Here is a 22,404-nt window from a genome sequence, read left to right on the forward strand (position 1 = left end):
CGGGAACCAAGATCACGTACAGTTCATGTCGTGCGAGAATTACTCACCGAGCTGATGGATCAGGCAGCGCGTAATCCGCAGCAGCCCGCAGTGACCTTCGTTTCCGATTTCAGCGAGATCGGCGGCACGGTACGCGATCGCGCAGAACTCGATCTGCATTCCCGGCGAATCGCCTCATGGCTCCAGGAGAGATTCTCCCCGGGGGACCGGGCGCTTCTCCTCTACTCCCCGGGGATCGAATTCACCACCGCGTTCTCCGCCTGTGTGTACGCCGGCGTCATCGCGGTACCGGCTCCGCTCCCGGGCCGCTACCGGCATGAACGCCGCCGCCTCGCCGCCATCGCCCGGGACGCCGGCGTACGCGTCGTCCTGACCCGGCGCGACGATCTGCCGGACGTCGAGAAGTGGATCGCCGAGGAAGGCATCGTCGGCGCGGTCTGCCACACCACCGACACCGGCGAGGGCGACCCGGACACCTGGACCGCCCCGGAGGTGTCGCCCGACACCCTGGCGCTGCTCCAGTACACCTCGGGTTCGACCGGCGACCCCAAGGGCGTCATGGTCACCCACGGGAACCTCGTCGCCAACGTCGAGCGCATGATGGACACCTTCCGCAACGACAGCGGCACGACGTACGGCGGCTGGATCCCGCTCTACCACGACATGGGCCTGATCGGCCTGATGCTGCCCGGCATCCTCTGCGGCAACGGCTATGTGCAGATGGACCCCATGTCCTTCCTGCGCCGCCCCTACCACTGGCTGCGGATGCTGGACGCCTACGGTGTCGGATTCACCGCCGCCCCCGACTTCGGCTACGAGATGTGCGTCCGCCGCGTCACCGACGAGCAGCTCGCCGCGCTCGACCTGTCCCGGGTCAAGTTCGCCGACGGCTCCGAACCGGTCCGGGCCGACGTCGTCACCGCCTTCACGGAGCGGTTCGCCGCCGCGGGACTGCGGCCCGACGCGCTCATCCCCGTGTACGGCCTCGCCGAGGCGACCCTGATGGCGTCGGGCACCACCGGGCGGCCGGCACTGCGCACCACCGTCGACGCCGCCGCACTGGAGAACCGGGTCCTCCGGCCCGCCACCGGCACGGAACCCTCCCGTGTCCTCGTCGGATGCGGGGCACCGACCGGGTCCGACGTCCTGATCGTCGACCCCGCCACCCGCGAGGCGCTGCCCGAGGGACGCATCGGCGAGATCTGGCTCGACGGCCCCTGCGTCACCGCGGGCTACTGGGAGAACGAGCAGGTCACCGACGTCACGTTCCGGGCCCGCACCGACGACGGGCGCGGACCGTTCCTGCGCACGGGTGACCTCGGCGCCCTCCTCGACGGCGACCTCTACATCACCGGCCGCAGCAAGGACGTCCTGGTCCTGCATGGACGCAACCTCCACCCCTCGGACATCGAGTACGAACTCCGCTCACAGCACGAGGAGTTGGAGGGGCTGCACGGTGCCGTCTTCCTGGTCGGCGACGACCGGCCGGACCTCTCCCCCTCGGTCGTCGCCGTCCACGAGATCCGCGCCCACTGGGGTGCGGAGCGCCTCGGCGAGATAGCCGTCGACATGAAGCAGACCGTGGCCCGCGAGTTCGGCGTCCCCGTCGCGGCGGTCGCCCTGGTCCGGCCCGGCGGCGTCCGGCGCACCACGAGCGGCAAGGTGCAGCGCGCCGCCATGCGCGCGCTCTATCTCGCCGGGGAACTGGACACCCTCCACCTCGGCGAGGACCCCCTGCTCACCGCCGCCCTGGCCGAACACCGGCGGGTGACCGGGCGATGACCACCACGGCCGATCTGGAGACCCTGCTCACCGCCCACGAGGACGACGCCTTCGCACCCGACGCGCTCGCCGGGCTCGACGATCGCGAGGAGTTCCCCGCCGGAGCCGTCCGCGTCCTCGACGACGCCGGGCTGCCCGCCCACTACGTGCTGCCCCCGGACGGGGACCTGAGCGAGACGGTACGGCTGCTGCGCGCGGTCGCCCGCCGCGATCTGACCGTGGCCATCGCCCACGGCAAGACGTTCCTCGGGGCGGCACCGGTGTGGGTGGCCGGCACCCCGGACCAGACCGCCCGGCTCGCCGCACGCGTCCGCGCCGGCGAACCGGTCTGCTGGGGCCTGACCGAACGCGGCCACGGCGCGGACCTGCTGGCGGGCGAGTTCGCGGCGGTGGCCGACACGGCGGGGGGCGACACGGTGGTGGCCGACACGGTGGTGGCCGACACAGTGGGGGCCCACACGGCCGGGGCAGGTGCCGATGCCGGGGCCGAGGCGGGAGCGGCGGCCGAGGCCGGGGACGAAGCCGAAGCCGGGGGCGAGGCTGGGGCCGGGACGGGAGCGGCGACCGGGGCCTGGGCCGAAACGGGCACGGCGGCCGAAGCCGAAGCCGAAGCCGGGGCGGGGGCCGGGGTCGAAACGGCGGCGGAGCCCGGGGCCCGTGTCGGCTGGCGTCTCACCGGTGAGAAGTGGCTCATCAACAACGCCACCCGCTCCACCCTCGCCTGCGTCCTCGCCCGCACCGACCCGGCCGGCGGCGCACGCGGCTTCAGCCTCTTCCTCGTCGACAAGCGCCACCTGCCCGCAGGCGCCTGGCGAAACCTGCCGAAGGTCCGTACACACGGCATCCGCGGCGCCGACATCAGCGGCTTCGCCCTGGACGGCGCACCCGTCCCCGCCGACGCGCTGATCGGGCAGGAGGGCGACGGCATCCCCGTGGTCCTCAAGACCCTCCAGCTCACCCGCGTCACCTGCGCCGCGCTCTCCCTCGGCGCCGCCGACCACGCCCTGCGCCTGGCCCGGGACTTCGCGACCGGACGCGAGCTGTACGGCCGTCGCCTCGCCGACGTCCCGCACGTGCGCCGCATCCTCGGCCGGGCGGCCGCCGCCGCGCTGACGGCGGAGGCGGTGAGCGTCCTCTCCGCCCGCTCGGTGCACACCCTGCCCGGGGAACTGAGCGCGATCTCCGCGATCACCAAGGCCTATGTCCCGACGCTCACCCAGGACACCCTGGGCTCGCTCGGCGAACTGCTCGGCGTACGCGGCTTCCTCACCTCACCGCCCGGCGGCGGCTTCGCCAAGCTGGAACGCGACCACCGTATCTGCGCGATCTTCGACGGCAGTACGGCCGTGAACCGCGCGGCCCTCCTCAACCAGATGCCGCGCCTGGCCCGGCAGTTGACCCGCCGCCGGACCGACGGCGAGGGCCTGCGCGCCGCCGCCGACCTCACCGCCCCGCTGCCCCCGTTCGCCCCCGAGCGGTTGGCGCTGCTGTCCGTGACGGGCTGTAGCGCCGTACAGGCCCTGCCGGACCTGACGGAACGGGTACGGCGCGAGGGACCTCCGGGAGCGGGCCCGCTCCTCGACCTCCTGCTCGCCGAACTGGCCCGGATGGAAGCGGAGTCGGCGGACTTCGTACCCGTGGCGGGCGGTCTGCCCAGCACGGCGTTCCGTCTCGCCGAGGCCTACGAACGCGCCTACGCCTCGGCCGCCTGCCTGCTGCTGTGGCTGGAGAACCCGCCCCTGCGCACGGGACGGCTCGGCGGGGACGGCCTGTGGCTGCGCGCCTGCCTGACCGTGCTGCTGGGCGCGGGCGGAAGCGGGGACGGCGGCGAGGTCATCGACGCTCTGGCCGATGCCCTGCTCGATTCGTCCGCACCGGAGTTCACCCTGCTGGGAGGTGCCGCATGACCACCGCCACCGCCACCGGCCTCGCCCCCAAGCGCACCGACGAACTGGAGCACCTGCTCGGCCGCCTCGCCGATCCCGCCAACCCCACGGGCGCGGCCGCGATCCTCGCCGCCGACGAACGCGCGGCGACGCTCACCGCCGGGGAGTCACAGCTGGACGCGTACGGGCTGAACGCCGAGTTCGTGCCGCCCGAGCTGGGCGGCCGGCTGGAGCGGGCCGACCACCTGGCCGAGGTGATGCGCGCCCCGTACCGCCGCGACCCCGCGCTCGGCCTCGGCTACGGCGCCAGCTCGCTCATCGCCGGAGTCGTCCTGTGGACCGCCGGCGACGCACGGCAGACCGAACAGGCCGCCCGCCTCCTCCTGGACGGCCGGCGCATCGCCATCGCCTTCCACGAACTGGCGCACGGCAACGACATGGCCGGAACGGAGTTCACCGCCACGGCGGCGGACGACGGCTCACTACGGCTGAGCGGCCGCAAAGAGGTCGTCACCAACATCCGCCGCGCCGACGCCCTGGTCGTGCTCGCCCGCACCGACCCCCGGCCCGGCCCGCGCAGCCACTCCCTGGTCCTCGTCGACCGGGCGGGCGCCGACCCCGCGCACCTGACGGACCTGCCGCGCTTCGCCACCGTGGGCATGCGCGGAGTCCAGCTCGGCGGTCTGGCCTTCGACGACCTGCCGGTGCCCGCCTCCGCGATCCTCGGCCCGGTCGGCTCCGGCCTGGAGACCGCGCTGAAGGCCCTCCAGATCACCCGCACGGTCCTGCCCGCCATGGCCACCGGCATCCTGGACACCGGACTGCGCATCGCCCTGGACCACCTGACGACGCGACGGCTGTACGGCGGTCCCGCGACCGGCATCCCGCACGTCCGCTCGGTGCTGGCCGGTGTCTTCGCCGACCTGCTGCGCGCCGAGGCGCTCGGCGCGGTCGGCGCCCGCGCGCTGCACCTGGTGCCCGGCGCGGCGAGCGTGTACGCCTCGGCGGTCAAGTTCGAGGTGTCCAGGCTGCTCCTGGACGCCATGGACCGCCTCGCGGAACTCCTCGGCGCCCACTTCTACCTCCGGGAAGGGCCCACCGCGCTGTTCCAGAAGCTGCTGCGCGACCTCGCCCCCGTCGGCTTCGGGCACATCGCGCGCGCCGCCTGCCAGATGAGCCTGCTGCCCCAGCTCCCGCTGCTGGCCCGCCGCACCTGGGCCCGCCCCGGCACCGAGCCGCCCGGCGACCTGTTCACGCTCCCGGAGGCGCTGCCGCCCCTGCGCTACGACCGGCTCGCCCTCCACGCCGCCGGCCGCGACCCCGTCGCCGGATCCCTGCACACCCTGGCCGACGCGTCCTGGACCCCCGGGCACGCGGACCTGCGTACGACAGTGCGCGCCGACCACACCGAACTGGCCGAACTCGCCGCCGTATGCGGGTCGTTGTCCCCGGTGGACCTCGGCGTCGACGCCCGGCCCGAACACTACGACCTCGTCACCCGGTACGTACGCCTCCTCTCCCGCACCGTCTGCGCGCAGGTCTGGCGGCACGCCCACCCGGGGGACTTCCTCGCCGACCCCGCCTGGCTGCGCGCGGCCCTGCACCGATCGGGCCCCGGCCCGGACCCGTCGGGCCCCCTGCCCGCCCCGGTCGAGGACGCGCTCTTCACCGAACTCCTGGACCGCCACACCACCGGCCGCTCCTTCGGCCTCACGGGAAGACACCTCGCGGTCTGACGGCCGCCACCCACATCACCCCACCACCCCACATCACCGCCGTACGGCCTCCACCGTCCGCCCGCACGGGCGCGCGCCACGCCGTCGTGCCCCGCGGCTCCGCCCGCCCTCACCCGCTCAAGAAAGAGACCTCCTCATGACCGCTGGCAACCGAGACGTGCACACCTGGCTGACCGCGCGGGTGGCGACCTATCTGCGCCGCGCTCCGCAGGACATCGACACGTCCGTGCCGCTGGCCGACTACGGCCTGGACTCGCTGACGGCGCTGGCCATCACCGCCGACATCGAGGACGAGTTCGAGGTGACCGTCGACGACGCGCTGACCTGGGACCACCCCACGGTCGACGCGCTGAGCGCGGCCCTGACCGAACTGGTCGGCGGGCAGCCCGAGGTCGCGCGCACGAGCGGGGAGCAGGTCTGACCATGCATGCTGCCCCGACGCGTCCGGGTCTGCCGCTGACGGCGGCCCAGCACGGGGTGTGGGTCGCCCAGCGGCTCGCGCCCGACAGCCCCCTGTTCACCTGCGGTATCTACTTCGACGTCCCCGGACCCGTGGACCGCGCCCTGCTGGCCCGCGCGGTGGAACGCTCCGTGGCCGAGACCGAGGCACTGCGGGTCCGCTTCCACGAGGCCGACGAAGAGGTGCGGCAGGTCCTGGACCCCTCGCTGACCGGCGAGTTGGACTTCGTCGACGTGAGCGGCGAGGCCGACCCGGCCGCCGCCGCGCGGACCTGGATCGACCGGCAGGAGGCACGGCCGTTCCCTCTCGATCCGAGCGGCGACCGGCTGTTCCGGCACACCCTGCTGCGGCTCGGACCCGACCGGCACTGGGTCCACTTCGGCTACCACCACATCCTCCTCGACGGCCGTGGACAGGTCCTCCACTGCGGCCGGCTCCTGGAGACGTACACGGCGCTCGCCGCCGGCGAGGAACCGTCCCCGTGCGGCTTCGGCACCCTGAGTGAGGTGCTGGACGAGCACGACGCCTACCGCGCCTCCGGCCGCCACGAGGCCGACGGCGCCTACTGGCGCGGCGAGTTCGCCGACCTGCCCGAGTCCACGGAACTCGGCTCCGGCACGCCCGGTCTCGCGCCCAGCATGCCCAGCGCGCACGGCCGGCTGCCCGAGGACGTGACCCGCCGGCTGCGCGGCTTCAGCGGCTCCCGCTGGTCCCTGCCGGTGATCGCCGCCATGGCCGCCCACACCCACCGCGTCACCGGCGCCCACGACGTCGTCGTCCGGGTGTTCATGGCCGCCCGGCTCAGCCCGCACGCCCTGGCGACCCCGGCCATGCTGGTCAACGAGGTCCCGGTACGCGTGCCCGTGGACGGTTCCACGAGCTTCGCCGAACTGCTCGACCGGGTCACCGTCCGCGTCAACGAGGCGACCCGGCACCAGCGTTACCCCCAGGAGCGGCTGCGTCGTGACCTCTCGGCCGCGGCCCACCCGGGAAGCCTCGGCGGGCCGTCCGTGAACGTCCTGTCGTTCGCCTCCCCCCGCGTCCGCTTCGGCACCGTCGAGGCCGAGGCCCATCCGCTCGCCTCCGGCCCGGTCCGTGACCTGGCCTTGCACGCGATCGGTGACCCGAGGGCCGCCGAGGGCATCGAGGTCGTGGTCAACGCCCACTCCGGACGCTTCACCCCGCAGACGGCCGCCGCCCACCGCGAGCGCTACCTACGCCTCCTCGCCGCCGCCACCGAACGCCCCGACCTGCCGATCGGCGCCCTCGACCTGCTCGACGACGCGGAGCGGGAGCGCTTCCACGCCCGCAACGCCAACAGTCAGGCCACCGACCCGCGCTCCCTCGTGGACCTCTTCGAGGCGCAGGACCCGGCCGCCGAGGCCCTTGCCTTCGAGGGCGAGCGGCTGACGTACGGCGAACTCAACGCCCGTGCGAACCGTCTCGCGCACGCCCTGCGCGGCCGGGGCGTGGGGCCGGAGTCGCGGGTCGCGGTGAAGCTGCCGCGCTCGCCCGAGCTGATCGTCGCGCTGTGGGCGGTGCTCAAGACCGGTGCCGCGTACGTGCCCGTCGACACCGGCTACCCCGCCGACCGGATCGCGTACCTCGTCGCCGACTCCCGCGCGACCCTCGTCCTCGACGAGGACAACGTCCGCGCCCTCGGCCAGGGGCAGCCCGACACCAACCCCGGCGTCGCCCTGCGGGGGGACAACGCCGCGTACGTCATCCACACCTCGGGCACCACCGGCCGCCCCAAGGGCACCGTCGTCACCCATGCCGGCATCGGCAACATGCTCGCCTGGATGCAGGACGAGTACCGGCTCACCCCGGCGGACCGGGTCGTGCACAAGACACCCGTCGGCTTCGACGTGTCGGTGTGGGAGGTGTTCTGGACCCTCACGCGCGGAGCCACCCTCGTCGTCGCCCGCCCCGACGGCCACCGCGACCCGGCCTATCTGGCCCGGCTGGTCCACGACGAGCGCGTCACCGTCATCCACTTCGTCCCGGCCATGCTCGGCCCGTTCCTCGACGAGTACGACGAGAACGATGCGAAAGCCGAGAGCGAGGCGAACGGGGCAGGGCCGGCCCCCTCCCTGCGCATGGTCAGCTGCGGCGGCGAAGCCCTGCCCGCCGGGCTCGCCGACCGCTTCCACCGCCAGAGCCGCGCCCGGCTGCACAACTCCTACGGCCCCACCGAGTTCTCGGTCACCGCCACCTCCCACGCCTGTGTGCCCGGCGAGCCCGTCACCATCGGCACGCCCACCCACAACTCCCGCGCCTATGTGCTCGATCCGGCCCTGCGGCCGGTGCCGGACGGCGTGACCGGCGAGCTGTACCTCGCGGGCGTCCAGCTGGCGCGCGGCTACCTCGGCCGGCCCGCCGCCACCGCCGAGCGGTTCGTCGCCGACCCCCACGGTCCGGCCGGCACCCGTATGTACCGCACCGGAGACCTCGTGCGCCGCCGCGCCGACGGCGCTCTGGACTTCGTCGGACGCGCCGACGACCAGGTCAAGATCAACGGTCAGCGGGTCGAACCCGCCGAGGTCGAGGCCGCCTTGGCGTCGGTGCCCGGCGTGACACAGGCGGTGGTCCTCGTCCACGACTCCGCCGCGGGCGCCCGGCAGCTCGTCGGCTATGTCACCGGCGCCCCGGAGACCGACCCCCGGACCCACCTCGCGCGGCGGCTGCCCGCCCACATGGTGCCGGTGAGCGTGTTCGTACTGCCGTCGATCCCGGTGACACCCAACGGCAAGATCGACCGCCGTGCCCTGCCCGCCCCGGCCCGGCCGGCGGGCGGACGCGCCCCCGCGACCGCCACCGAGCACACCCTGCACACCATCGCCGCCGCACTCCTGGGCCGCCCCGAACTGGGCGTGGACGACGACCTGTTCGCCCTCGGCGCGGACAGCATCCACGCCATCCAGCTCGTCAGCCGCGCCCGCCGCCAGGGCCTCGACCTCACCCCCCAGGACGTCTTCGACCACCCGACCGTGGCCCGGCTCGCCACCGTCACCACGACGGCGCCCACGGCGCCGACGGCCCCGCCCGTCGAGGACGACCCGGTCGGCGAGGTCCCCGACACCCCGATGGCCCGCCGCCTCGCCGAACGCTCCGGCTCCACGGCCGGCTTCGCCCAGTCCCTCCTGCTGGCCCCGGGCCCCGGCCTGTCGTACGACCGGCTGACCGCCGCCCTGCAACAGGTGCTCGACCGTCACGACGCCCTGCGCATGCGCGGCCGGCACATCCGGCCCGTGGGCGCCGTACGGGCCGAGGACTGCCTGAGCCGCGCCGGGGACGAGGACGTGGCCGGGCAGAAGGAGGCCGCGCGCCGCGCGCTGTCGCCGGACGACGGTGTGATGGTGCGGGCGGTGTGGTTCGCGTCCGGCCGACTGCTGCTCGTGCTCCACCACCTGGTCGTCGACGGGGTGTCCTGGCGCATCCTGCTCACCGACCTCACCGAGGCCCTCGCGGGCGCCGAGCTGTCCCCGCCCGGGACCTCCCTGCGCCGCTGGGCCGGACACCTCGAAGCCCCCGTCGACGAACTCCCGCTGTGGGCCGACCTGTTGTCCACCCAGGAACCCCCGCTCGGCACCCGCCCCCTCGACCCCGCCCGCGACGGCCACGGCACCGCCCGCTCGGTCACCGTGACCGTCCCGGCCGACCTCACCGCCACCCTGCTGACCACCCTGCCCGCCGCCTACCGCGCCGGCCCGGACGTCGTCCTGCTCGCCGCGCTCTCGGCGGCCGTGCAACACCACCGGGGCGAGGGCCCGGTCCTGGTCGACCTGGAGGGCCACGGCCGCGACCACCTCCCGGACGGGACGGACCTGTCCACCACCGTCGGCTGGTTCACCCGTATCCACCCGGTGCGCCTGGGCCCCGGCGGCGAGACCGGCGCCCGGCTGATCAAGCGCACCAAGGAGGAGCTGCACGCGATCCCGCACGGCGGCCGGGGCCACGACCTGCTGCGCGACCGGCTCACCGGACTGCCGACACCGCAGATCTCCTTCAACTACCTGGGCCGCCTGGACGCACAGGACCTCGGCGGCTGGCGGCTGGCCGACGGCGAGGCCGCCGTGGAGCTGCTGGCCGACGACGACCTCTCGCTCACCCACGCCCTCCAGATCGACGCCTACGTCCGCGACGGCGAGCTGACCGCCGAGTGGACCTACCCCTCGGGCGTCCTCACCGAGACCGAGGTCCGCGCCCTCGCCGAGGCGTGGACGGCGGCCCTGGCCGAACTCGCCCCGCACACCCGTGGCGGCCTCACCGTCTCCGACGTGCCTCTCGTCCACATCACCCAGGACGAACTGGACCGCTTCCGGGGCGCCACCGACGTCCTGCCCCTCTCCCCGCTCCAGGAGGGGCTGCTCTTCCTCGCCCTGTACGAGCCCGAGGACCCCTACGTCGGCCAGCTCGTCCTGGAGACCGACCGCGGCTTCGATCCCGAGCGGATGCGGGCCGCCGCCACCGCCCTGCTGCACCGCCACCCGAACCTGCGGTCCGCCTTCCGCAGCCGCTCGGCGGGCGCCCCCGTGCAGGTCGTCCCCGCCGACGTGAAGGTCCCCTGGGAGGAGCGCGACGAGGACGACCTGCAGGCCTTCCTCGTCCGCGACCGCGCCCGCGGCTTCAGCGTCGTCCGGCCGCCCCTGCTGCGGTTCACCGCCCTCGGCGACCGCCGCCTCGTCCTGACCCACCACCACCTGCTGCTCGACGGCTGGTCCCTGCCCCTGCTGGTACGGGAGCTGTTCACCCTCTACGGCGGCACCGAACCGCTCCCGCCCACCGCCCCCTACCGCGACTACCTGGCCTGGCTCGACCGGCAGAACCACGAGACCTCCGCCGGGGTGTGGCGGGAGCGGCTCGCCGGTCTCACGGCACCCACCCTGCTCGCGCGGGCCGACCGCACCTCCGACGGACACGACGTCCACGAACTGGTCCTGTCCGAGGCGCTCACCGACGCCCTGACGTCGACGGCGCGTGCGCACCGGCTCACCCTCAACACCGTCGTGCAGGGCCTGTGGGGGCTGCTGCTGAGCGCCTTCACCGGCCGTGACGACGTCGTGTTCGGCGCGACCGTCTCCGGGCGCCCGCCCGAGCTGCCCGGTGCGGAGTCGATGCTCGGACTCTTCGTCAACACGCTGCCGGTCCGCGTGCGCGTCCACCGTGACGAGACCCTGGCCGCGCTGCTGACCCGGCTCCAGCACGAACAGCGGTCGCTCCACGCCCACCAGCACGCTTCCCTGGCGGAGCTGACCCGCGCCTCCGGCTTCGACGCGCTGTTCGACACCATCGTCGCCTTCGAGAACTACCCGATGGACGACGGCATCGAGGCCGGCGGTCTGCGCCTCGCCCACGCCGACCTCGTCGAGCGCACCCACTACCCGCTGACCCTGTCGGTCTTCCCCGGCGAACGGCTGCGGCTGAAGTTCTCCTACCTCGCCGGAGCCTTCGACCCGACCGCCGTCACCCGCCTCGCCGACCTCGTCACCGACCTGATCGGCGGCGCGGCGGCCGAACTCGACGCACGCGCCCATGAGTTGATTGCGGTGGGCGAGAAGGACCGGCTGCTCGTCATGGGCGCGGCCTCCGTGGAGACCGAGACCGTGACGGTGGCGGCGTCCGGTGGCGGCGAGCCCCGCTCGCCCGAGGAGGCGTCCCTGTGCGCCATCGTCGCCGACGTCCTCGGCGTCGAACACGTGGGCGTCGACGACGAGTTCTTCGCACTCGGCGGCACCTCGATCCTGATGATCCGTCTGGTCCACCGGGTCCGCGACGAGTTCGGCGTCGACCTGTCGCTGCGCGACCTCTTCGCCACCCCGACCGTCGCCGGTGTCGCCGAACGCCTGACCGGTCTCGCCCCGCAGGCCAAACGCATCACCGCGGAGGAACGGCCCGGCCGCATCCCACTGTCGTTCGCCCAGGAACGCATGTGGTTCCTGCAGAGCCTCCAGGGCTCCTCCGGCACCTACAACATCCCCCTCGCGATCCGACTGACCGGCACCCTGGACGCGGACGCCCTCGGCGGCGCGCTGGCCGATCTCGTCGCCCGCCACGAGGCGCTGCGCACGGTCTACCCGGAGGACGCAGACGGCCCCCACCAGGTCGTCCTGCCGCCCGAGACGCCCTACACGACGCAGTACGTCCGGGACCCTGCCCCCGACCTCGCCGCCGACGCGGCCCGCGCCTTCGACCTGACCCGCGACATCCCCCTGCGGACGACGCTGTACGAGACCGGACCCGACACCTACGTCCTGCTGCTGGTCGTGCACCACATCGCGGCGGACGGCGCCTCACTGCGCCCGCTCGCCGAGGACATCACCACCGGCTACCGCGCCCGCACCGGCGACGCGGCAGCCGCCTTCCCCGAACTGACCGTCCAGTACCCGGACTTCGCGATCTGGCAGCGCGAGACCCTCGCCGCCGACCTGCCCCGCCAGATCGAGTACTGGAAGCAGCACCTGGACGGCCTGCCGCCCGAGGTCACCTTCCCCGGCGACCGCCCGCGCCCGGCGGTGGCCACCCACCGCGGCGACCACGTCGAGTTCCCCGTCGCCCCCGAGCTGTACCAGCGGATGCTGGACCTCGCCGGCCGCACCCGCACCACCCCGTTCATGGTCCTCCAGGCCGCCGTGTCGCTGCTGCTGACCCGGCTCGGCGCGGGCGAGGACATCCCGCTCGGCGGTGTGATCGCCGACCGGCCCGACTCGGTCCTCGACGACGTCGTCGGCGTGTTCATCAACACCCTCGTCTACCGCATGGACACCTCCGGCGACCCGACCTTCGAGGACCTGCTCGTCCGCGTCCGCGAGACGGGCCTCGCCGCCTACGCCCACCAGGGCGTCCCCTTCGAACGACTGGTGGAGGAGCTGAACCCCGAGCGCTCCCGCTCCCGGCACGCCTTCTTCCAGGTGATGCTGGCCTGGCTCGACCTCACCGAGGCCCGCTTCGACCTGCCCGGCGTCACCTCCGACCCCGGCCCGGTCACCAGCGGCACCGCCAAGTTCGACGTGCACTTCGACTGCCACGTCCACGAGGCCGGCGGCCTGCTGTGCCGCCTGGAGTACGCCACCGACCTGTACGACCGCCGGACCGCCGAGAGCTTCGCGACCCGGTTCGTCCGCGTCCTGGAACGCGTCACCGCCGACCCCGGACAGCGCCTCTCCGAGGTGGACGTCCTCGGCGCCGACGACCGCGCGCTGGTGCTCACCGGCTGGAACGACACCACCGTGGCGTTCGACGGCGAGGGTTCGGCGGTCGAGCTGCTGGAGGCGCACGCCCGCCGCACCCCCGACGCCGAGGCGGTCCGCTTCGAGGGCGAGTCGGTCACCTACGGCGCGTTCAACACCCGGGCCAACCGGCTCGCCCACGCCCTGCGCGAGCGCGGCGTCGGCCCCGAGTCACGGGTGGCGGTGATGCTGCCGCGCTCGGTGGACCTGATGGTGGCCCTGTGGGCGGTCCTCAAGGCGGGCGCCGCGTACGTGCCGATCGACACCGGCTACCCGGCCGACCGGATCGCGTACATCCTCGCCGACTCCGGCGCCCGGCTGCTGATCTCCGACCGTGACGCGGACGGCTTCGACCGGATCGCACCCGACGCCGAAGGACCCACCGGGAACCCGGGGGTGACGGCCCACGGCGACAACGCCGCGTACGTCATCTACACCTCGGGCTCCACCGGCCGCCCCAAGGGCACGGTCAACACGGTCGCGGGCATGGCGAACCGGCTGTGGTGGATGCAGCGCGACCACCGACTCGCCCCGGGGGAGCGGGTGTTGCAGTCCACCCCGGTCAGCTTCGACGTGTCGGTGTGGGAGGTCTTCTGGACCCTGATGTACGGCGGCACCCTCGTCGTCGCCCGGCCCGACGGCCACCGCGACCCGCTCTACCTGGAGCGGCTGATGCGCGAGGAGTCCGTCGCCGTCGTCCACCTCAGCGCCTCCATGCTCGGCGCCTATCTCGCCGAGACCGGGCTGCCCGCCTCCGTACGCCTGGTCGTCTCCGGCGACGAGGCCCTGCCCGCCGAGCTGGTCCGCCGCTTCCACGACGACTCCGCGGCCGTGCTCCTCAACGCCTACGGCCCCACCGAGGCCGCCGTGGACGTCACCGCCTGGGCCGCGCCGGCGGTCACCGGGACCGTGCTGATCGGCGGGCCCGTCGCCAACACCCGCGCGTACGTGCTCGACGCGACGCTGGCGCCCGTCGCCCCCGGCGTGCCGGGCGAACTGTACGTCGAGGGCGTGCAGGTGGCCCGCGGCTACCTCGACCGGCCCGCCCTGACCGCCGAACGGTTCGTCGCCAGCCCGTACGGCCCGCCCGGATCCCGGATGTACCGCACCGGGGACGTGGCACGCTGGACGGCCGACGGCGAGCTGGAATATCTGGGGCGCGCCGACAACCAGGTGAAGCTGCGCGGCTTCCGCGTCGAACTCGGGGAGATCGAGGACGCCCTCGCCGACCATCCGGCCGTCTCCCGGGCCGCCGCGGCCGTGCACGGGCAGTGGCTGGTCGGGTACGTCGTGCCCGCCGCCCCGGGCGCCCCCGTGGACCCGGAGGCGCTGCGGACCCGGCTCGCGGCCCGCCTGCCCGAGTACATGGTCCCGGCCCAGATCGTCACCCTGGACGTGCTGCCGCTCACCCCGAACGGCAAGCTCGACCGCAAGGCCCTGCCGGTCCCCGATCTCGCGCAGACCGCCGGGCGCGGCCCGCGCACCCCGCAGGAGGAGATCCTGTGCGGGCTGTTCGCCGAGGTCCTGCGGGTGCCCGAGGTCTCGATCGACGACGACTTCTTCGCGCTCGGCGGCCACTCCCTGCTGGTGACCCGGCTGGCGAGCCGGATCCGCGCCGCCCTCGACACCGACCTCGAACTGTCGGTCCTGTTCGAGGCGACCACCGTGGCGAAGCTCGCGTCCCGGCTCACCGGGAGCGGCCCGCGCCGCACCGGCGTCACGGCACAGCCCCGCGAGGGACGCCTGCCGCTGTCGTACGCCCAGGAACGGCTGTGGTTCCTGCACCGCTTCGAGGGCCCGTCCCCGACGTACAACCTGCCCGTCGCGCTGCGGCTGACCGGTGACCTCGACGTGGCCGCGCTCACCGCCGCCCTGGACGATCTGGCGGGGCGGCACGAGGCGCTGCGCACGGTCTTCGCCGAGGACGAGCAGGGGCCCCACCAGGTGGTCCTGCCGTCCGTGCCGCCGCTGCTCGTCGTCCCCGCCGACGCGGACACGCTCGACGAGCGCTTCGCCGACGCCGTCCGCACCCCCTTCGACCTCACCGCCCAACCCCCGCTGCGCGCCACCCTGTTCGACCTCGGCGCCGGCGACCACGTCCTGCTGCTCGTCCTGCACCACATCGCCGGCGACGGCGCCTCCATGGCCCCGCTCGCCCGCGACCTCGCCACCGCGTACACGGCCCGCACCAGGGGAGAAGCCCCCGACTGGGACCAACTGCCTATCCAATACGCCGACTTCGCGGTCTGGCAGCGACAGGCGCTGGGTGACGCCGACGACCCGGACAGTGCCCTGTCCCGGCAACTCGACCACTGGCGTACGACGCTCGCCGGACTGCCCGAGCAGCTGGAGCTGCCCTTCGACCGGCCCCGCCCCGCTGTCCCCACCCACCGCGGCGACACCGTGCCCCTCGCGGTCGAACCCGCCGTCCACGAGGCCCTGGTCCGGCTCGCCCGCGAGCACCACACGACCGTCTTCATGGTCGTGCACGCCGCCCTGGCCACGCTGCTGCACCGGCTCGGCGCGGGCGACGACATCGTGATCGGCTCACCGGTCGCGAACCGCACGGACGAGGCCCTCACCCCGCTGGTCGGCTTCTTCGCCAACAACCTCGTGCTGCGCACCGACCTCACCGGCGACCCCGACTTCACCGAGGTACTGCGCCGGGTGCGCGCCGCCGACCTGGCCGCCTACGCCCACCAGGACGTGCCGTTCGAACGGGTCGTGGAGGCGGTCAACCCGGCGCGCTCCACCGCACGGCACCCGCTGTTCCAGACCGGCCTGAACTTCAATGACGCCGACCAGCAGACGGCCCTCGACCTCGCCGTCGACCTGCCCGGCCTCACGGCGCGCGTACGGCCGGTCGCGTCGCCCGCCGCCAAGTTCGACCTGTCGTTCTTCCTCACCGAGCGGCCCGAGGGCGGAGTGACCGGGCTCCTGGAGTTCGCCACCGACCTGTTCGACCGTGACTCCGCCGCCCGTATCGCCGAGCGGTTCACCCGGCTGCTCACCGACGTCGTCGCCGAACCCGGCCGCCCGGTGGGGGAGTTCGACGTCGTGGACGGCGACGAGCGGCGGCTGCTGCTCACCGAGTGGAACACCAACGACCACGAGGTGCCCTCCGGGACACTCACCGACCTGATCGAGGCCCAGGCCGCCCGCACCCCGGACGCCCCCGCCGTCGTGTTCGGCGCGACCGAGCTGTCGTACGCCGAACTCGACGCCCGCGCCGACCGGTTGGCCCGGCACCTGCGCGACCTCGGGGCCGGTCCGGAACGCTATGTCGCCGTCCTGATGCCGGTCTCCGAACACATCCCGGTGACCCTGCTGGCCGCCCTGAAGACCGGCGCCGGGTATCTGCCGCTCGACCCGGCGCACCCGGCCGACCGGCTCGCCTTCATGCTGGCGGACATCGCACCGGCGGCCGTGGTCACCACGGCCGAACTCGCCCCGACCGTAGGCGCGTTGACCTCCGCGCCGATCGTGCTGAGCGACGACCCCGCCCTCGCCCGACAGCCGTCCGGCCCGCTCACCGACGTGGTCCGGCGGCCCGAGCACGCCGCCTTCGTCATCTTCACCTCGGGCTCCACCGGACGGCCCAAGGCGGTCGTCGTCGAACACCGCTCACTGGTCGCCTACCTGGCATGGGCGACCCACGAGTACGCGAGCCTGCGCCGGCGCGTCCTCGTGCACTCGCCGGTCTCCTTCGACCTCACCGCCACCGGTATGTTCGGCCCGCTCATCTCCGGCGGCACCGTGGAACTGGTCCGCTGGAGCGCGAGCGGCCCCGACCCGGACGCGGCCGTCACCCGGCCCGACTTCGTCAAGGCCACCCCCAGCCATCTGCACCTGCTGGGAGCGGTCCCCGAGGAGTACTCGCCCAACGGTCAACTCGTCCTCGGCGGCGAGTCGTTGCTCGGCGACGTGCTCGACGCCTGGCGCTCCCGGCACCCTGGCGTGACCGTCCTCAACGAGTACGGGCCGACCGAGACCACCATCGGCTGCAGCCTGTTCCGCATCGAACCCGGCGACCCCGTGCCGCCCGGCGTCATCACCATCGGCACGCCCGCCTGGAACACGCGAATGTACGTCCTGGACGCGCTGCTGCGCCCGGCACCCCTCGGCACCGCCGGCGAACTGTACGTCGCGGGCGACCTCGTCACCCGCGGCTACCACGGCCGCCCCGGCCTGACCGCCGGACGCTTCGTCGCGAACCCCTTCGGCCCGCCCGGCTCCCGGATGTACCGCACCGGCGACCTGGCCCGCTGGACCGCCGCCGGGCGGCTGGAGTTCGTCAGCCGCGTCGACGACCAGGTGAAGATCCGCGGATTCCGTATCGAACTCGGCGAGGTGGAGGCCGTCCTGACGGCCCGGCCCGGCATCGACGCGGCGGCCGTCGTGGTCCGCGAGGACACCCCCGGCGACAAGCGCCTCGTCGCGTACGTGGTACCGGAGCCGGACCACCCGGCGGACCCGGCCGCCCTGCGCGCCGCCGCCGCGCGGGCCCTGCCCGACTACATGGTTCCCTCCGCGTTCGTCGTCCTGGACACCCTGCCGCTGACCGCCAACGGCAAGATCGCCCGCAAGGCGCTGCCCGCTCCCGATGCCATGGCTCCCGAGGGCACGGGCAGGCCGCCCGCAGAGGGCCTGGAACGTCAGGTGGCGGACGTCTTCGCCGCCGTCCTCGGGGTGCCCGGCGTGGGCGCCGACGACGACTTCTTCCGCCTCGGCGGCCACTCCCTGCTCGTCGCCCGCCTGGTCAACCGCATCCGGGCCGACGTCGGGGCGGAGCTGTCCATCCGGGAGGTCTTCGAACACGCGACGGTCGCCGGACTCGCGGAGCTGCTGGCGGACCGGCCGACGCGGGCCTCCCGGGCCCCGCTCGTCCGACGCGAACGGCCCGAGCGGGTCCCGCTGTCGGCGGCCCAGCGGCGGATGTGGTTCCTCGACCGGCTCGACGGCCCGTCGCGGACGTACACCATCCCCGTCGTCCTGCGGATGACCGGCACCCTCGACCCGGACGCCCTGCGGGACGCCTTCGGGGACCTGGTGCGGCGGCACGACGTGCTGCGCACGGTGATCGCCGAAGGACCGGAGGGCCCGCACCAGGTCGTCGTCGACACCGAGCCGCGCTTCACGGTCCGGTCGTGCGACCCGGCCGACTTCGACGCGGGTCTGGCGGAGGCCGCCCGGACGCCGTTCTCCCTGGACCACCAACTTCCCCTCCGCGCCGAGCTGTTCACCGACGGGGAACGGGAACACGTCCTGCTGCTCCTCCTGCACCACATCGCGGGCGACGGCGCGTCCATGCGGCCCCTCGCCGACGACCTCTCCACGGCCTACGCCGCGCGCCTCACCGGTCACGCCCCCGACTGGGCTCCGCTGCCCCTCCAGTACGCCGACTACGCCCTGTGGGAACGCGAACTCCCCACCGACCGGCTCGACTTCTGGACGAAGGAGCTGGCCGGGATCCCCGACCAGACCGAACTGCCCACCGACCGTCCCCGGCCCGCCGTCGCGTCCAAGAGCGGTGGCACGGTGCCCTTCACGGTGCCGGCCGGACTGCGCGCCCGGATCGACGCGCTCGGCCGGGCCCGGGGCGCCAGCGCCTTCATGGTGCTCCACGCCACGCTCGTCACCCTGCTGCACCGGCTCGGCGCCGGCGACGACATCGTGATCGGCACCCCCGTGGAGGGCCGCCCGGACACCGCCCTCGAAGACCTCGTCGGACTGTTCGCCAACACCCTGGCGCTGCGCGCCGACACCTCCGGCGACCCCACCTTCGAGGACCTGCTCGACCGGGTGCGCGCGGCGGACGTGGCGGCGTACGACCACACCGACGTGCCGTTCGAGCAGCTGGTCGAGGCGCTGAACCCGGTGCGCTCACGCTCCCGACACCCGCTGTTCCAGGTGATGCTGACGGTCAATCAGCAGCCGATCGCCCCCACGCTGCCCGGACTTGAAGTCACCGTCGGGGACGTACAGGGCGACCAGGCCAAGTTCGACCTGTCGCTGACGCTCACCGAGAGCGGCGAACACGGGGAGGACGGGGCGTACGGCGAGGACCTGGCGGACGGGGAGGGCGGCGGGGGCGGCTGGTCCGGATCGGTCGAGTACGCCTCGGACCTGTTCGACCGCGCCACCGCCGAGAGCGTCGCCGCCCGCTATCTCCGCCTGCTGGACGAGGTGACCACCGACCCGGCGCGCCCCCTGCACGCCCTGCCGCTCCTCACCCCCGCCGAATGCGAGGACGTCCTCGTCCGCCGCAACGACACCGCCCGGCCGCTGCCGAAGGCGTCCCTGCCGGACATGTTCGAGGCCCAGGCGACGCGCACCCCGCACGCGGTGGCCGTCGTCGCGGACGGCACGGGTACCACGGACGCTTCGGAACTGACGTACGACGAGCTGAACCGCCGAGCCAATCGACTCGCCCGGCACCTGATCACGCTCGGCGCCGGACCGGAGACCGTCGTCGCCGTGGTGCTGCCGCGCCGCCCGGACGTGGTCGTGGCGCTGCTGGCGGTCCTGAAGACCGGGGCGGCCTATCTGCCGATCGACCCGGCCAACCCGCGGGCGCGGATCGACGCGCTGGTCGCCGACGCGGGCGCGCGGATCGTGCTGGACGAGGCGAGCCTCCCGGCCGTCCCGTTCCCGGCAGATCTCCCCGACGGCGACCTGGGCCTGTCCGTCCACCCCCACCAGGCCGCCTACCTGATCTACACCTCCGGATCGACGGGCCGCCCGAAGGGAGTGGTCGTCGAACACGGTTCGCTCGCCGCCTACCTCAGCGAGGCCCTGGAGATGTACTCGGCCGCCTCGGGCGAGTCCCTGGTGCACACCTCCCTCGCCTTCGACATGCCGGTCACCACCCTCTTCACCCCGCTGCTCACGGGCGGCCGGGTGCGGTTCACGGACCTCGACGAGGACACACCGACCCCCGCCCTGCTCAAGGTCACCCCGAGCCATCTCCGGCTCCTGGAGTCGCTGCCCGACCACGTCAGCGACGCCCGGAACCTGGTCATCGGCGGCGAGGCACTCGACGGCACGGCCCTGCAGGCCTGGCGGGACCGGCACCCCGGGGCCGTGGTGATCAACGAGTACGGCCCGACCGAGGCGACCGTCGGCTGCGTCGTCCACCGCCTGGAGCCGCACGACGTCCTCGACGCGGGTCCGGTACCCATCGGCCGCCCCATCGGCAACGCACGCGTCTATGTCCTCGACGCCCACCTCCAGCCCGTTCCCGACGGGGTGTGGGGCGAGCTGTACCTCGCCGGCGCCGGACTCGCCCGCGGCTACGCCGGCCGTCCCGGCCAGAGCGCCGAACGCTTCGTCGCCGACCCGTACGGCCCACCCGGCGCCCGCATGTACCGCGTGGGCGACCGGGCCCGCTGGAACCGCGCCGGAGTGCTGGAGTACGCCGGACGCGTCGACGACCAGGTCAAGATCCGGGGTTACCGCATCGAACCCGGCGAGATCGAATCGGCCCTGACAGCACTGGACGGCATCGCACAAGCCGCAGTGATAGCCCGAGAGGACCGCCCGGGCGACCAGCGGCTGGTGGCCTACCTAGTGCCCGAGGCCGCGCCCCGTAAGGGGCGCGGGGAACTGCGCGACCAGCCCCCACATACCCGCAGCGAACACACAACCCCTCAGTCGGAACGCACACCCCTGGATCCCGACACCCTGCGGACCAAGCTCGCCGCCACCCTGCCCCCCTACCTCATCCCGTCCACCTTCATCGAGATCGACGACATCCCCCTGAACCCCAACGGCAAGCTCGACCGCCGCGCCCTGCCCACCCCGCCGAACACCGCGGCCGGCACCGGCCGCGCCCCCCGCACCCCACAAGAGACCCAGCTGTGCACCCTGTTCGCCGAAGCGCTCTCCGTGCCGGAGGTCTCCGCCGACGACGACTTCTTCGCCCTCGGCGGCCACTCCCTGCTCGCCGTCCGTCTGGCCGACCGTATCGGTGACACGCTGGGCGTCCGCTTCAGCCTGTCGGCGCTGCTCGAAGCACCGACCCCGGCGGGACTGGCCCGCCACCTCACGGAGGGCGGCCCGCACACCACGTCATGGGTGCCGGACTCGGAAGCCGAGCTGAGTCCCGCCCTGCGCTTCCCGAACACCGGTACCGGTGCTCCTCGGGAGATCCTGCTGACCGGCGCCACAGGATTCGTCGGAGCCTTCCTCCTGGCCGAGCTGCTGCACCGGACCTCGGCGCGGGTGCACTGCCTCGTCCGGGCGCGGACCGACGCCGAGGCGGGCGAGCGGCTGACCGAGGCCATGCGGCGCTACGGCATCGACCTCAAGCCGGCGCCGGACAACCCGCGGCTGAACATCGTCCGGGGCGACCTGGCGGCAGCGGACCTCGGTCTCGGTGCCGCCGACTGGGCGGGGCTGCGCGAGCGGGTCGACACGATCGTCCACAGCGGCGCACACGTCCATCACCTCTCGCCGTACACCCAGTTGAAACCGGCCAACGTGGAGGGCACCCGGACCCTGCTGCGCCTGGCCGCCGAAGGCCGGCCGAAGGCGTTCCACCACCTCTCCACCCTCGGGGTGTTCACCCTCGGCCGGAACTCCCGGCCGGTCACGGAGGATTCACCGATCGACGGGGAGAAGCACCCGTCCGGGAACGGGTACGCGGCGAGCAAATGGGTCGCGGACCGGCTCGTGGAGCGTGCCTTCGAACGGGGGGCGTCCGGTGGCATCCACCGGCTCGGCCGCATCTGGGCCCACACCTCGACCGGTGCCGTCAGCTCGGACGACATGTTCTCCCGGCTGCTCACCAGTTGCGCGGCGCTCGGCTGCCATCCGGTCGGACCGGAGCTGGAGGAGGCGCTGCTGCCCGTCGACGTCCTGGCCCGTGCCGTCGTGGAACTGATCCTGACCGGGACGGGAACCGCCCGTGTGCACCACCTCCACCACCCGCGCAGCGTCGGAGTCGATGTCTTCATGCGCGGCCACGACCGGATGCGCGGGACGCGATCCGAACCGGTCACGCTCACCGAGTGGCTGCACCGCCTGCGGCGCGCGAGCGAACGCGGACAGAACCTGCCGATCCTGCCCTACCAGGCGTATCTCGAAGAGCACGCGAGGACCGCACCCGACCCCCGGCGACCGGCCCTGGAGTTCGAGAACGACAGGACGCTGCAACGCCTGCGGGACCTGGCGGTCGCGATCCCGGACATCGACGACGCCGCGATCTCCCGCTACTGGGACTTCGTCGAACGGTGAGGCCGGCCGAGCACAACCGGCCCACCCCCCTCCGCACCGGGAGGCGAAGCGCCTCCCGACTCCCGAAAGGACAC

General features: G+C 73.7%; 5 protein-coding genes. All 5 read left to right on the forward strand.

Annotation, left to right across the window (positions count from 1 at the left end):
* Positions 1-30: 30 nt before the first annotated feature.
* A complete protein-coding gene (locus tag ACZ7MG_RS05240; protein WP_471394209.1) occupies positions 31-1,782 on the forward strand; it encodes a fatty acyl-AMP ligase in 1,752 nt (583 codons plus the stop codon).
* Positions 1,779-3,689, forward strand: a complete 1,911-nt coding sequence (locus ACZ7MG_RS05245) for an acyl-CoA dehydrogenase family protein (protein WP_471394208.1) — start codon at positions 1,779-1,781, stop codon at positions 3,687-3,689. The genes ACZ7MG_RS05240 and ACZ7MG_RS05245 overlap by 4 nt, the downstream gene beginning before the upstream one ends.
* Entirely contained in the window at positions 3,686-5,404 is a 1,719-nt protein-coding gene (locus ACZ7MG_RS05250) for an acyl-CoA dehydrogenase (protein ID WP_471394206.1), read from the forward strand. The genes ACZ7MG_RS05245 and ACZ7MG_RS05250 overlap by 4 nt, the downstream gene beginning before the upstream one ends.
* Before the next feature lie 136 nt (positions 5,405-5,540).
* Positions 5,541-5,825 carry an acyl carrier protein gene (locus tag ACZ7MG_RS05255; protein ID WP_471394203.1) on the forward strand — a complete coding sequence of 95 codons (285 nt, stop codon included), beginning with the start codon at positions 5,541-5,543 and terminating at the stop codon, positions 5,823-5,825.
* Positions 5,826-5,827: 2 nt separating this feature from the next.
* A complete protein-coding gene (locus ACZ7MG_RS05260; protein WP_471394200.1) occupies positions 5,828-22,330 on the forward strand; it encodes an amino acid adenylation domain-containing protein in 16,503 nt (5,500 codons plus the stop codon).
* The last annotated feature ends 74 nt before the right edge of the window (positions 22,331-22,404 follow it).

Source organism: Streptomyces sp. NPDC107538 (assembly GCF_055657445.1).

Excerpts from the sequence above, each read along its gene's own strand:
- ACZ7MG_RS05260 (WP_471394200.1), top strand. The coding sequence starts at position 5,828 with ATGCATGCTGCCCCGACGCGTCCGGGTCTGCCGCTGACGGCGGCCCAG.
- ACZ7MG_RS05250 (WP_471394206.1), top strand. The coding sequence starts at position 3,686 with ATGACCACCGCCACCGCCACCGGCCTCGCCCCCAAGCGCACCGACGAA.
- ACZ7MG_RS05255 (WP_471394203.1), top strand. The coding sequence starts at position 5,541 with ATGACCGCTGGCAACCGAGACGTGCACACCTGGCTGACCGCGCGGGTG.
- ACZ7MG_RS05245 (WP_471394208.1), top strand. The coding sequence starts at position 1,779 with ATGACCACCACGGCCGATCTGGAGACCCTGCTCACCGCCCACGAGGAC.